Source organism: Cryobacterium aureum, from assembly GCF_002954245.1.
In the GTDB taxonomy this organism is placed as follows: Bacteria; Actinomycetota; Actinomycetes; order Actinomycetales; family Microbacteriaceae; genus Cryobacterium; species Cryobacterium aureum.
In genome coordinates, this window is sequence record NZ_PPTG01000025.1 from 40,263 (window position 1) to 54,298 (window position 14,036).

Genomic DNA, 14,036 nt, shown 5'->3' on the forward strand with positions numbered 1-14,036 from the left:
GGCGATTCAGATGCTCCGCCAAATTCTCTTCCCCCGGCAGGCCCTCCGATGGACTTCCTCAAGAACATTGCTAGGCAGGCCCCAAAATTCCGGCAAGGGCACCCGCTGCCTGTCGAGAAATAGGTATTTTCAGTCTGTATCGTCGCTGCTGATGTGGTCTTGTTCTCATTGCTATGATGACAAACGTGACAACTTTGGGGACGATTTTATTTATTGCGGCGGTTGTAATACTGATTTTTCGGCGTTCGGCCTACCCCTGGTTACTCGCAGTTGCTGCGGCCTTTCCGAATTCGGCCGCCATCGTTGTTAATGAGAATGCCCTTAGCCCCTTTTACTTTCTCGCCCTACCGACACTTTTCTGGCTCCCGTCCATCGCTAAGCGGCTCCTAGGGCCGGGGAAAACGGCACTTACCGTTTTTGCAGTCTGGTCGATATTTATCACAGCATTCGGGCCCATTCTGTTCGCTGGAATTTTAGTACTGAGCCCGCGGAATGGCATTGACAGGGGAATTCTGGACCCAGCCCGGTTAGGACTAACGGTTTCAAATCTGGCTCAGGGTGCCTATTTGCTCATTGCCGTCGGCTTCGTCTATTTCGTCGTGAAAACTCGCTCATCTATCTTCTTGCCAGCTATGACATTCACCATCGGCACAATTCTCTCGTCGTCGAATTTTCTCATCGTCAACGCTGGTGGGCGCTGGCCAAGCGAATTATTCGACTCTGGAACATCGGCGTACACGAACGAGGACGTAGGGGGGATTTCGAGACTCCGTGGCGTATTTGCAGAACCATCCCTTCTGGCAGAGTTCTCTATTGCTGCGGCGGTGTATTTCTTCTTTCTATTTTTCTCAACCAAGGGATGGGTTCGATCCGTGTGCTTGGGAATGGCCGTGTTAGCTGGACTAAATTTGTCCGCTTCAATGACTGGCACCGGTACCGCCGCAGCATTGGTCGTGATCGCGGTAATAGCCATATATGGCGCTAAGAGATTCCTGTCCGGCGGCCAAGGAGTGCTCCTAGCGACAATGGTGCTTCTGATTGGGACCATGGCATCCTTGCTCTGGGCCGAGCGGGCCATAGACGCTATCAGTACGGTCGTCAACGAGAAGATCGGAAGCTATTCGCAGATAACACGGTCGAGTGCCGACCTGTTTTCATTGGGGGTGCTGAAGGACACCTACTTGCTCGGAGCTGGACTCGGGAGCAATCGACCTTCTTCGTTTGTCGCCATGTTGCTGTCGTGCGTTGGGATCGTAGGATTCCTCGCCTTTTTCTGGTTCCTGACTCGCCTCATCGGGCGAGCCGGGCGCACAACTACAGGTCGCGCAATTTCATGGGCGCTTTTTGCCGTAGTTGTAGCGAAGACGTTGGCAGCTCCGGACCTCTCATCACCGATTCTCTGGATCTTGATTGCTGGATGCGCGAATGAGTCCTGGGGCGTTTCCCGAGGCGCCCCTGACAGGCTCGACGTTTCAAGAAGAACGGAAGTAAGAAACCGTAAAGTTAGGCGAACGCTTAAGTTGCCGGTCTCCTAGTTGTCCGATTAGTCCGTTGATTCAGACTAGTGATCAGGGCAGCTCCGGCCCTTGCGCGACCCCCTTCAACTGACAGGTTACACACGGCAACTACGAATCGTCTTCGTTGAGCATGCGGGAGATCAAGTCGAGACATCCATCAAACTCGGGCCCGCGGGTGCCAATGATTGTGGGGACGCACTCACCCCCGTGAACTCGGGTTGACGATCAATCTGAAAAAATTGCCGATGGCAATATACGTGCTCCAGCGGCGCAGTTCCATAGCGAACTCAAACACCGCCGGTCCGACCGATATAATAGGCAGTGCGTTGCTGGGCGTCCTAAACAACTCGTGCAGTCGGTGAACTGCGCGCTCGCAGTCCAGCGGGGTCGACATCCGTTAGTCTCACAGAGACGCGCATTGGTGTTTTGTTCGAATTGAGGGATGTCGGCATGAATTTCGATCTGGTGGTTGTTGGCTCCGGTTTTTTTGGGTTAACAGTAGCGGAACGTGCGGCCTCCGACCTCGGGCTTAAGGTCGTCGTGATTGACCGACGAAGTCATATAGGGGGCAACGCGTATAGCTCCTTCGAACCGGAAACCGGAATTGAGGTACACAATTACGGCGCCCACCTATTTCACACTTCAAATGAAGTGGTTTGGGAATACGTCAACAGGTTCACCAGATTCACGAATTACGAGCATCGAGTCTTCACGAATTTCAGCGGTGAGGTGTTCCCGCTGCCGATCAATCTGGGTACCATTAATCAGTTCTTTCGAGCCGCGTATTCCCCGGCCGAGGCCCGATCTCTAATAGTCAGTCAAGCTGCAGAATTTGCCTCAGGTATGAGTCAAAACCTTGAGGAGAAGGGCATCTCCCTAATCGGTCGGCCTCTATATGAGGCCTTCATTCGCGATTATACAGCTAAGCAATGGCAGACTTCTCCAGTTGAGCTTCCTGCGGAGATTATTAGCCGATTGCCGGTCCGATATAACTACGATAATCGCTACTTTAATGACACGTACCAGGGCCTGCCAATTGACGGTTATACTTCTTGGATTGAACGGATGGTAGATCACCCCAACATTGAAGTCCGGCTAGACACCGATTTCTTCGACGATGTGCAAGAAATCAACCGACAGTCCGTAACAGGTCGCATACCGGTTGTATATACGGGTCCGCTCGACCAATACTTCAATTACGAGGGCGGTGAGTTGACTTGGCGCACGCTCGATTTCGAGCAGGAAGTTCTTCATATCTCGGACTTCCAGGGAACGCCTGTCATGAACTACGCGGATGCCGCCGTGCCTTATACACGCATTCACGAGTTCCGTCATTTTCACCCTGAGCGAGTACACTATCCAGCCGATAGGACCGTAATTATGCGGGAGTATTCCCGCGCAGCGACGCGGGCAGACGAACCCTATTATCCGATCAACACCGCAGAAGATCGCAGGAAGTTGAGCGAGTATCGGGTTCTTCAAGCGGGGGAAGCTGGCGTTTTTTTCGGAGGGCGGCTTGGGACGTACCAATATCTAGACATGCACATGGCAATAGGCTCGGCTTTAAGCATGTATCAGAACAAGTTGAAGCCGTTCTATAAAAGCAATGCAAGCAGAACTTATTCTCAATAAGAGCGCTGCTAAAATCGCACCTATAAACTTAGGAAAAGAGATAATTTCGGTTTCTGGTTTGAATCATTAAATATCTTAGTTTAATCAATGATAGACAATTACTTCGTTTTTGATTCTTGATTCTTGATTCTTGATTCTTGCGAGTTTGAGTTAGACGAAAGAAAGGGAACGAGTGCGCGCGTTAGCAGGCCGACTTAGCGGTTTCGGCTCAGCCGTTCTCCTTTCTGCCTTCGTGCAGCTGTTAACCATGCCTATCATTATTTCGACTGTAGGCGGACCGACTTGGGCTAGCTTAGCGGTCGCTCAAGCTATCGGATCAGTCTTTGCAGTGATTGTCGCATTTGGATGGGGAGTAACTGGCCCTGGAATGATTGCCAGTGCAGGTGAACAGTTTCGACATAATATGTATGCCGATTCCATCAAGGTCCGGCTGGTGCTATTTGGGATTTTGGCTCCGGTTGCGGTGGTCGTTATCTCAAGCGTTGCCATCCGTGAAGAGGCAGCCAGTTCGATTTATGGTCTATCTATGTTGGTCGCCGCTCTTGGAGGCGCATGGTACTTCGTCGGTGAAAAGAAGCCGGGACGCCTAATACTTCTGGAGACGCTACCCAGGGTTTTTGGTGTGCTGATTGGAACTCTCATTCTTGCGTTGGGAGGGTCTCTCCTTTGGTTTGTACTTGCGCAGATAGTCGGTGCTGGGGTTGCTGCCTCGTGTTCGGCAGCCGTGATATTGCGTTCCAGCGCAAAACCTTCTGCGGTGCGGGCAAAGCGCTTCTTCCCTTGGTATAGCCTGCGAGATCAAATATCCGGGGTAGTCACCGCGTCGACCGCCGCAGTCTATGTCAATGCGCCACTCATCTTTGTCACGATGGTCGTTCCGGGGTCAGCTCCGATGTACGCGGTCGCGGACAAATTGATGAGATTGGCGCTGGCTGCTTATGGTCCCGTTACGCAGGTGGCGCAAGGCGCCGTGGGTAGCGAAGACCGTATGCTACTGCGACAGAGAACGATACGTGCGATAAGGATCTCAATTCCGCTCGCGCTTTCCCTAGGTACAGGGTTCGCGATGTTACTCCCGCTCGGTGTTGCATTGATGTCTGCTGGAACGGTTGTTACAGGCTTTGGACTATCGGCTCCCCTCGGTATCGCTTTTGCCTGTATCGCACTCTCGCAGGTCACCGGGTTAGCTTGCCTTGTCGCTTTGGGGAGGTCACGTGTAGTCGCAATGAGCACCGTTATGGGTGCGCTGGTTGGACTGCCGTTGCTGATCGTTGGCGGGACCTGGCTCAACGTGGATGGAATTGCATGGGCCGTGGCTACTTCGGAAGGCATAGTCGTCACACTTCAGCTCGTGGTTCTCTCCAGAATTCTCAGGCTTTCAAGGCGTATCGACGATCGATGAAGTAGGCGCAGAATTCGGACGACGTTCACGAGCACCTGAGACTCACCCTCACCCTCACCCTCACCCTCGCCCTCGCACTTCTACTCTCTCGATGGCGCAGTTGTGGCTCAATATTCTTCGTGCCAGTACCGGTCTTGAGAGGGTTCCTCTTCCGATATGCTGACGAGAGCGATGCGACATTTGATTATGATTGGTCAGGACACCGATCGTCGAAAACGACCCGTTGCAGAGGGTCAGCGAATCGACTAGTGGCACCCAATCTTCGTGGAACGGCGCGTACTCAGCTATCGAACAACGAAGCGCCGATCTGTTAGGTCCGTTCATTGCAGTATCAATCTGTATTTGGTATCCACTGGCCGCATTCGCGAAAAACGCATCATTTCCTACGGAGATGGCGTCTAAACAGGACGACCGCGACTCTTAAATTGTCTGAGTGAGAGCTGCTGTCACTTTTCTTGAATTGTTGGAGAGTAGAAAGAGTAGAAATGACCGTTGCCGCTTTAGTCGTCTCACATAATCGAGTTGAACTCCTGCGCCGCTGCCTCAGTGCGATCTTGGTTCAATTGCCCGCCCCTGATGAGGTCATTCTGGTCGACAACGTTTCCACAGACGGTTCTGTGGATATGGTCCGGAATGAGTTCCCCATGGTGACGGTCATTGAAAGCCTTGCGAATCTCGGCGGGGCTGGAGGTTTTGCCTTAGGTATTGATATTGCCATCCAGCGCGGCCACAGTGCGGTCTGGATGATGGATGACGACGCTGAACCCACCGCTGATTCTCTCCGTCCCCTCGTCGATATAATGACCTTTGATCCAAGCCGGCCGCCGGGCTTTGTCGCTTCCACAGTTGTGGATGCGAATATGAAATTACTTGGGCATAATCCGCCCGAGATCGTAGACGGCTTCTTAGCGCTGCCAAACGATGCTGACGCATATCAGGCTCCTTACGCTTCATTTGTAGGAGTTCTCGTCAATCTGGACAGTGCTAAGCAAACATTTTTACCAATGACCGACTTTTTCATTTGGTATGACGATTTGGAGTACACATCTCGTCTTAGTGAGATTGCGGGGGGCATTGTATGTCGAACGAGTTTGGTGATGCATCCCAATACTCCGCCTCGACAGGATTCTGGGTCTCGCCTCATACCGCTTGTTCGCAATCGGCTCTGGACAATTCGAGATCCACTGCTTGCGTCAGTATGGGCAAAGAAGAGGGCGCTACGGCAACTTTTGAAGCGAATTGTATTGGAAGGGTGCTATTCGAGAAATAAGTTTCAATATGTCGGATACCTACGTCTCGCGCTTTGGCAGGGCTTGTTTTCACTCCCGTCCAAGCAGGTGATTGGTGAGATGGTAGCGGCATGGGAACACCGAATTTCAGCGCAAGGTCTCGAAATCTAAAGCGACCGAATTTTTGATCGCGACTTTGAGTCCGCTGGTTTCGAACGGCTTAGTTAGACGAAATGGGTCAGTAAATTTCGACTTGGAGTTGAAAGCGTAGCCGGGTGATTTATGCGGGATATGTGCATCGTTGCCAGCAGGCTAAGAAACCCTGCGCTAATTCGGTCACCGCGATCGAGTCCCTAGGTATCCACCCCGCGCCGCCGATTCGCGCTTACGGAGCGCGGTCGCGGATAAGTTAGCCTAGGAGGCTAAAGCCAGCAATCAGTTTTGACTGAGAAACTTTGATATAGATGAAGTATTGCTTATTGGAATAACAGGAAGTAGCGATCAGTGATCGCCGAGTTTCAGTGGCTGTTTTCCTGAAGATTCCATCGCAATCCATCGGAAGAGAAGCAGCTAGACGAGGCTTCAGTAGCGGCGTGTGTACCTAGAGGATTTATTGTAGTTTATGCGTTTTCCGCGCCTCGTGCCGCCACCGTCGGCGATGACTGTCTATTGTTAGATGGACCGGGCAAGCGGACAAAACTCCAACAGTCGCTTCAGTCAAGTGGATGCGGCTGAAACATTCTTCAAATTGAGGGTGTACGCGACGTGGTAGGTATGGAAAACGTTCGTTCATGCCTCGTTTTTGTGAAAGCTGACTCCGTCAGTGTCAAGAGTGAACAGCGAGCCGTCAGTGTGCGGCGGTGAATAATCAGTCAGGGGCGGAAACAGGATGCTAGCAATCAACGGGAAGTGGCTCGGCCACTCACTTACAGGTACCGAGCGATATGCAACTGAAGTCACAAAGCGCATTGTCGCGGAGATGGGTTGCGAAGTCACAGTATTCGTGCCTAAGTCGGCGTCGGTCCCCTCATGGCTTGACTCGGCAACAGTCATCAGGTCAAAATTTGACGGCATCGTATTTGAACAGTTCGCGCTCCCGCTCCTGTCTTTGAGATACCACTTGATAAATATAGGTGGCCCAGCTCCAGTGTTGAAGATGAGGCAGACTGTTACGCTATTTGACGCGAGTGTATTTCGATTTCCAGAAACCTTTACGCGCTCGTTCGTGTTCTTTTATCAATTGATGTACAAACTAGTTGCGCAACGTGCAAGAAATCTCGTGACTATATCCGATTTCAGTGCAAATGAAATTTCAGATGTAACGAAGATTGATGGCCGCCGTTTCACGGTGGCGCCATGTGGTAGCAACCATTTCTCTGGCCTTACTGCAGTAAAGCCAAAGTTCGAGGTTCCGGAATTTTTCGTTGTCTGCGTCGGAACGCTGGCGGCACGCAAGAACTTGGTCCCTGTGGTGTCTGCACTCGTACTGGCCGACATCCCCACTATCGTCGTGGGCGTTGCTGGCATTTCCAGTGTCTTTCGCAGCGGACAAGTAGGCCTAGTTACGGACGAGTTGCTAACCGTTCCAGGGCGACTGCGGGACGAGGAAATTGCATGGCTATACGATCGCGCGTTAGCGCTTGTGTTTCCATCTCTTTATGAAGGATTCGGTCTTCCCATCATTGAAGCACAAATTCGTGGCTGCCCCGTAGTTTGTTCGAATAGACCCGCTATGCGCGAAGTTGGTCGCCAAAGTGTCGAATACTTCGATCCAGAGTCACCTGGCGATGCAGTTGACTTGGTGCTTGAACTCCAGGCGAACGCCGTGCATCGCGAGGAATTTATTCGGGTCGGAAAAGAGAATGCGGCTCGCTTCGACTGGGATCAAACTGCATCCGACATATTACGCGTTGCCCAAGCGAATCGACCGGTCAACAGCGATCGACGAGCCCGACGATGATGGTATCGACTAAATTGGTTCGCAAATGAATCCTCCAGAAACTATCGCAGTAACTCTAAATTGGCGCGATTTAGATCGCACGAGAAAGTGCCTGCGCAGCCTTCTCTCGGAACGGGGAGTTAGCCGGGTGATCGTATCCGACAACGAATCTGACGGTGCGTTGCGTGCTGCTTTGGTGCAGGAGGCGCGGATAGGGGATATTTCAATCCTTGAAAATTCAAAGAATCTTGGATTTGCTCGTGGGATCAATCCCGCCATCCGCGCGGCACTCGCGGGAGACGCCAAATACATCTTCATTATTAACAACGATGCTGTCGTTGAGAAAGGAGCCGTGGCTTCGCTAGTCGAGCTCATGGAACGAGACGAGAATCTAGGTTTGTGCGCTCCATTAGTCATAAACACCGACAAATCGGTACAGTCTCGGGGCTCGAAGTTAGTGCCAATCTTGGCCGGTGTGCGTCCAATGCGGGAAGGTGGCCAGGACCCAGATTACCTGACGTGGGCGGCTGTCTTGGTCCGCACCGAAACATTCGTGGATATTGGTCTCCTCGACGAACGGTTCTTCATGTACTGGGAGGATGTTGAGTTTTGCCTTCGCGCATCTGGCGCGGGTTGGGGCCTTGCTGTGTGTGAAGACGCCGTTGTCGTTCACGAACTCTCGGCATCTGGTCGCTTAATTGGGTCAAAGGTGCGAACGTACTACGTCGCCAGTCTCGTACAATTTGTCGCAATGAGAAGTCGTGTCTGGCGGATTGGTCTCCTTGTCAGAATCGGTAAGCTCCTTTTTGCCCGCATTTTGCAGCTGGACCCCCGCGGAGTTCTTGCAGTGCTTTCTGGGGTCAAAACTGGCAGGAGGTTGTCGCGATCGCCGGGGCAGGGACAGCCCTTCGCTCGACCATGATTGTAATTTACTAGGAAGGGCGTTCCTGGCGGGCCGGAGCAACGGCGAGTCATCACGTGTTCGGCGCTCAGACGTATGTGCCAGCACAAACGACTCTTCACCTTCGGGGATGCGTCCTTGCCATTTGACGGAGGTGCGCATCTGCGGACACGGTCCTGCACGCTCTTAGCGCTAATGCACTAGTGTCGAATTTGGGGGATAGAAGTGAAACTACCCCTGCGTCATGGTCTGTAAGGGATGTGGCGGTAGTTGTGACTTTCTTCACTCTCCGTCGTGCAAAGAATGGAACTTGCTATGCCCCGTGCACTGATTACTGGAATAACCGGACAAGACGGTCTGTACCTGTCGGAACTTCTGCTCAGTAAAGGCTACGAGGTTTTCGGCCTGATTCGGGGGCAGAACAATCCCAAACTCGACCTAGTTCGCCAGACAGTGCCCGAGGTGAAGCTGATCAATGGTGATTTGACCGATGTCTCGAGCCTAACTCGTGTGCTCAATATTGCCCAGCCGGACGAGGTGTATAATCTTGGGGCTATATCGTTCGTGGCCTACTCTTGGGAAAACTCGTCAATGACATCGGATGTTACGGGAAAAGGTGTACTCAATATACTTGAAGCCACTCGCCTTTACGCCGGTAGTGACATTTCCAGGGTGCGTTTCTATCAAGCCTCTTCATCGGAGATGTTTGGAAAAGTCCAAGAAGTGCCGCAGCGTGAGACCACACTCCTATGGCCACGCTCCCCTTATGCGGTAGCAAAAGTCTTTGGGCATTACATGACCATAAATTATCGCGAGTCGTATGGCATGCACGCCAGCAGCGGTATCCTTTTCAACCACGAGTCTCCTCGCCGGGGGCCTGAATTCGTTACCCGTAAGGTCTCCCAGGCGGTGAGTCGCATCAAGCTTGGCCTGCAATCTGAATTAACGTTGGGTAATCTCGACGCAAAGCGCGATTGGGGTTTTGCAGGCGACTACGTCGACGCAATGTGGCGAATGTTACAACAACCGGTGGCCGATGACTATGTCATCTCAACTGGCAAGACCCATTCCATCCGTGACCTCTTAGACGTTGCATTTGCAGCAGTTGGTATTGATGACTGGACTCCTTACGTACGGCAGGATCCTAGATTCATGCGGCCGGCGGAGGTCGATTTACTCATAGGTGATCCGAAAAAGGCCCGCGATGTCCTCGGATGGACCCCAACTGTTTCCTTCAAGACCTTAGTGCAGATGATGGTCGGGAATGATCTGGCCGAGCAGTCTGCGCTGGTGCATTAGCGAATGACGAGGCCTCGGGCTCTAGTTACGGGAGTCACAGGTCAGGACGGAAGCTATCTTTCCGAGAGCCTTCAGGCCGTTGGCTGGGATGTCCATGCGCTAGTGCGCGCGGAGGACTTGAGAAATCCGCATCCGAGCCTGCTGTCGGTTAACAGTCATTTGGGAGATCTAGCCGACTCCGTGTTCTTGGAACGGCTTATAAATGAGACGGAACCGAATGTCATCTTCAATCTTGGCGGCATCAGCTCTGTGGCGTACTCCTGGGACCATCCAGTCGCGACTGGGCAGATTAGTGGGCTCGCAGTCGTAGCGCTTCTTGAAGCCGGTTGGAGATGTCAGGAACGCATCGGACGCGAGGTTCGCTTTGTGCAGGCTTCCAGTTCTGAAATTTTTGGAGACGCCAGAGAATCGCCCCAATCGGAACAAACACCAATATCCCCAATTTCTCCATATGGCCTAGCGAAGACCTACGCACATCAAGCGGTAGCCATTTACCGAGCCAAAGGTATGCATGCGTCCTCGGGAATTCTGTATAACCACGAATCGCCGCGGCGCCCTTCAGCATTCGTGACCCGTAAGATCACCATGGCGGCGGCCGCGATTGCCAGTGGCTCACCTGACAAGTTAATGTTGGGAAGCCTTGATCTCAAGCGGGATTGGGGATGGGCGCCGGATTACGTTGATGCTCTAGTGCGGATGAGCAATGCTGTCGTTCCTGATGACTATGTCATCGCTACCGGCGAGTCGCACTCTGTTCGCGAATTTGTGGCAGCAGCATTCAGTGCAGTCGGGATTGATGACTGGGAACCCGTTGTTGGAATTGACCAACGTTTTGTACGTCCGGCCGATCCGCAGGACATGCGCGGCAATTCGTCAAAAATTCGATCGGCACTTGGGTGGAGCCCAACCGTAAGTTTCGAACAAGTCGTTTCGCGGATGGTCCGACACGACGTGGAATTATTGAACGGTTGACGTCGGGTTCGCTAACCAATGTCATTGATTTAAGGCCAGGAGTGTATTTGAACACAACGTTCAAACAATCTCTGCCTAGAAATTCCAGCGGAGGCGCTAACGTTTCAAGGCTCTGCGTTCTTGTTGCTTTACGAATCGAGCGAATCAGGACGCTAACTTAGCGCGCAAAGCTCTGGGCGGCCGCCGTGTAGGCAGACTGCAATTCCGACGACGCACCCGTTTCGTCTCGCACCCAATTTGTGAGAGCTTCGGTGAATACTGGTGTGTCGAATTCAAAGGCCCTCCGCTTGCAGTCTGCGGCTTGCACATCTTGACTGAGCAGAAAAGCTTCTCGGACGCCTGAACTGTTCTTAAAATCATTGACGAGGGCTCCGGTGCGTCCCTGCAGTACAGTCTCAGCAGCTCCGCCCGTGTCGAGTGCGATTACGGGCGTGCCTGTCGCCATTGCCTCGACGGGCACGATGCCGAAATCTTCGACCGGTGGAAAGATGAAAACTAGGGCTCGTCGGAACAATTCGCGCAAGAGTGCCAGGGATGGTTGGATTACAAAAGTCACATCGCCACCTTGGTCGAGGGCGTACCTTCGCAAGAACTGCTCTTGTGGACCGGTGCCGGCTATCACGATGGGCTGGTTGAGCGCTATTCCGGCGTCGATTACGTTCTCAAGTCGCTTATAGGGAATAAAGCGAGAAGCACCGAGGACAAATTCCTTTGGTACGCCTTTCTCCAAATATTCGTTTTCCGCGTCTGTCAGTCCGTCAACGGAATCATCGGCGAAATATTTCACATCAACGGGCGGATAAATTACCCGTGAGTCTTGGTGCCACGACGTGGCAATACGTGCACGAACGAAGTTGCTGATAGCGGCAATGGAGTGGGCCTCTGCAGCGCGTTTACGATCCAAGTTCCGAAATATCGGAGAAACAGCCTTCACCAAGGGATTCGCTCCGCGCGCGTCGAGTTCTGGGTTCCAGATGTATCTCGCAGGAGTGTAGGCGTAAACAAGTTTCGGCGCTTCTCGTGCGCCACCGCCAAAGCGAGCATGGTGAGCAAAGAGGTGTGACGAGCAGAGAATCCAATCAGCCTCAGCAGGTCCCATGTTCCGCCATGTTATCGGCATGAAAGGAAGAGCTAGGTCTTTCCTGTGGCGGAGCGCGGTTCGCGCCAGCCAGGTTTCCTGCACTCGATGCGGCTCGAAGCGCAGGGGTGCATCGTCCCACAGGGCGTGAATCGGTGCGTCGGGGAATGCCTTGGCGATTTCTTCCATCACCTTTTCGGCACCACCGTGGGTTTCCAACCATTCGTGGACTATTATTCCAGCCACGACAACCGGCCCGTTTCTCTGAAGCGTGAATAGCGTGTCATTACGATTTCCCCCGTTGTGCTTTAGATTGCGGCCCCGCCTCTGTCTCGCAAGCCCATCCCGAGAACGCGATATGTGCAGATAAATCGTTGAGTAAACAAATCCGCAATCCGTGCGGGCTCCGTGCTGCTGGGGCAATTGAACCCGTGACCGTGACCCTTTGATTATATCGCCCATTGTGGGCATTGTTGCTGACTAAGCGGCCTCCCACAGCGTGGCCTTCGCGTCCTATCGTCAGTACGAGCTAGAAAGCGCCGTCTCGGGCCAGCACGGCCTTGGTGGTGCGCCACAGGATCACGAGGTCGCCAACAAGCGACCAGTTCTCGACGTAGTAGAGGTCGAGGCGCACGGTTTCGTCCCAGGTGAGGTTGGAGCGGCCGCTCACCTGCCAGAGTCCGGTGACGCCGGGCTTTACGAGAAAGCGGCGGTGCACGTGCAACTCGTACTCGCTGACTTCGGTCTCAAGGGGCGGGCGGGGTCCCACGAGTGACATGGTTCCGGCGAGCACGTTGAACAATTGCGGCAGTTCGTCGAGGCTAAAGCGGCGCAGAAAGCGGCCGGCTGGGGTGACGCGCGGGTCGTTCTGCATCTTGAACATGACTGTGTTGCCGACGACCCGCGGAGTGTCTTGCAGTGCGGCCAGGCGAGCTTCGGCATCCGCTACCATCGACCGAAACTTGAACATCTTAAAGAGGTGGCCGTTGTGCCCAACGCGTTTCTGGCTGAAAAGCACCGGGCCGGGGCCGCTGAAGCGCACGGCGAGGGCGATGGCTGCGAGGGCGGGGGAGAGCGCGACGATGAGCAGGGTTGAGATGACGATGTCGAAGGCGCGCTTGGTGAAGAGGGTGTGGCCTTCGTAGCGGGGGGTCTCCACGTGAATGAGCGGCAGGCCGGCGACAGGTCGGGTGTGAATGCGCGGGCCGCCCACGTCGATGAGGCGCGGCACCATGATGAGGTGGTGGCGGCCCGGCTCGAGGCTCCAGCTGAGTTCGCGCATGCGGGTGGGGGAGATATCGTCGCTGCTGGTGATGATGACAGTGTCGGCGTCGAAGGAGTCGAGAGCGGTGTGCACATCGTCGATGTCGCCGATGATGGGGATGCTGGTTCCGGGCAGATAGTCGCTAGCCTCGCCGGAGGTAACGCAGGCACCGACCACGAGGTAGCCAGCGCCGAGGCGGGTTCTGAGCTCAGCGGCGACGCGGGCGGAGGATTCCTGGGCGCCGATGAGAATGACACGGGAGCTGAACTGGCCACGTGCGCGCTGGGCCACGAGCCATTGGCGCCACATCCATCTTGAGAGCATGAGGACGACGATGCCGAGCGGAAAGGCCAACAGAATGTAGCCGCGGGCTACGTCAATCTTGAAGAGGTAAGCGACGATGGCGAGCAGGCCGAACAGTCGTATCGAAGCGCCGGCGATGAGCTTGTACTCGTCAAAGCCGGTGCCGAGCACGCGATCGTTGCGCGTGCCGTAAAGGCTGAGCACGGCCATCCAGGCAGCGATGAGAACGACCGACACCACGGTGTATGACACGGCGAGGTCGCTGGAGCGCACGGCCAGATTGGCCCGGTCGAAACCGAACCAGGCGATCTGAACGCCGAAGACCACCCAGATCAGTACGAGAAAATCGGTGAAGGTGAGTCGGGCCGAGTATATGTCGTGCCAGTCGCGGGATGGTTTGATGGGCCGTCGCGTGCGCGTTGTGCTCGTCACGTGCGGTCACCTCCCCCGAGTGTGCGGAGATCTTGCCGCTTGAGTAGTTTACCTGAATGGGTAATCCC

10 protein-coding genes are annotated in these 14,036 nt (G+C 54.0%); 8 read left to right on the forward strand and 2 right to left on the reverse strand.

The annotated features are described in order from the left end of the window. Window positions 1-176: 176 nt before the first annotated feature. The 8 genes from CJ028_RS09070 to CJ028_RS09105 all read left to right on the forward strand — a co-directional run bounded on the left by CJ028_RS09070 (window position 177) and on the right by CJ028_RS09105 (window position 10,891). Window positions 177-1,535, forward strand: a complete 1,359-nt coding sequence (locus CJ028_RS09070; protein ID WP_205683987.1) for an O-antigen ligase family protein — start codon at window positions 177-179, stop codon at window positions 1,533-1,535. Between the two features lie 432 nt (window positions 1,536-1,967). Further along, window positions 1,968-3,149, forward strand: a complete 1,182-nt coding sequence (gene glf / locus CJ028_RS09075) for a UDP-galactopyranose mutase (protein WP_105034935.1) — start codon at window positions 1,968-1,970, stop codon at window positions 3,147-3,149. Window positions 3,150-3,516: 367 nt separating this feature from the next. Beyond that, window positions 3,517-4,551: an MATE family efflux transporter gene (locus CJ028_RS09080; protein ID WP_205683988.1), complete on the forward strand. Its 1,035-nt coding sequence runs from the start codon at window positions 3,517-3,519 to the stop codon at window positions 4,549-4,551. A gap of 485 nt (window positions 4,552-5,036) precedes the next feature. Next, a complete protein-coding gene (locus tag CJ028_RS09085; protein WP_105034937.1) occupies window positions 5,037-5,951 on the forward strand; it encodes a glycosyltransferase in 915 nt (304 codons plus the stop codon). Window positions 5,952-6,936: 985 nt separating this feature from the next. Next, window positions 6,937-7,740, forward strand: coding sequence for a glycosyltransferase family 4 protein (locus tag CJ028_RS09090; protein ID WP_161498940.1), 804 nt, complete (start codon window positions 6,937-6,939; stop codon window positions 7,738-7,740). Between the two features lie 25 nt (window positions 7,741-7,765). Further along, on the forward strand, window positions 7,766-8,641 hold the full coding sequence (locus tag CJ028_RS09095; protein WP_105034939.1) for a glycosyltransferase family 2 protein: 876 nt from the start codon (window positions 7,766-7,768) through the stop codon (window positions 8,639-8,641). 294 nt (window positions 8,642-8,935) lie between these two features. Beyond that, window positions 8,936-9,919 carry a GDP-mannose 4,6-dehydratase gene (locus CJ028_RS09100; protein WP_105034940.1) on the forward strand — a complete coding sequence of 328 codons (984 nt, stop codon included), beginning with the start codon at window positions 8,936-8,938 and terminating at the stop codon, window positions 9,917-9,919. A gap of 3 nt (window positions 9,920-9,922) precedes the next feature. Further along, complete coding sequence (locus CJ028_RS09105) at window positions 9,923-10,891, forward strand: GDP-mannose 4,6-dehydratase (protein WP_105034941.1); 969 nt, start codon at window positions 9,923-9,925, stop codon at window positions 10,889-10,891. Window positions 10,892-11,048: 157 nt separating this feature from the next. Here the strand turns inward: CJ028_RS09105 and CJ028_RS09110 are convergent, their stop codons facing one another. Both CJ028_RS09110 and CJ028_RS09115 read right to left on the reverse strand, forming a co-directional pair. After that, window positions 11,049-12,188 carry a glycosyltransferase gene (locus CJ028_RS09110; protein WP_240607172.1) on the reverse strand — a complete coding sequence of 380 codons (1,140 nt, stop codon included), beginning with the start codon at window positions 12,186-12,188 and terminating at the stop codon, window positions 11,049-11,051. Between the two features lie 310 nt (window positions 12,189-12,498). Then, window positions 12,499-13,968, reverse strand: a complete 1,470-nt coding sequence (locus CJ028_RS09115; RefSeq protein WP_105034943.1) for a sugar transferase — start codon at window positions 13,966-13,968, stop codon at window positions 12,499-12,501. Window positions 13,969-14,036: the final 68 nt, after the last annotated feature.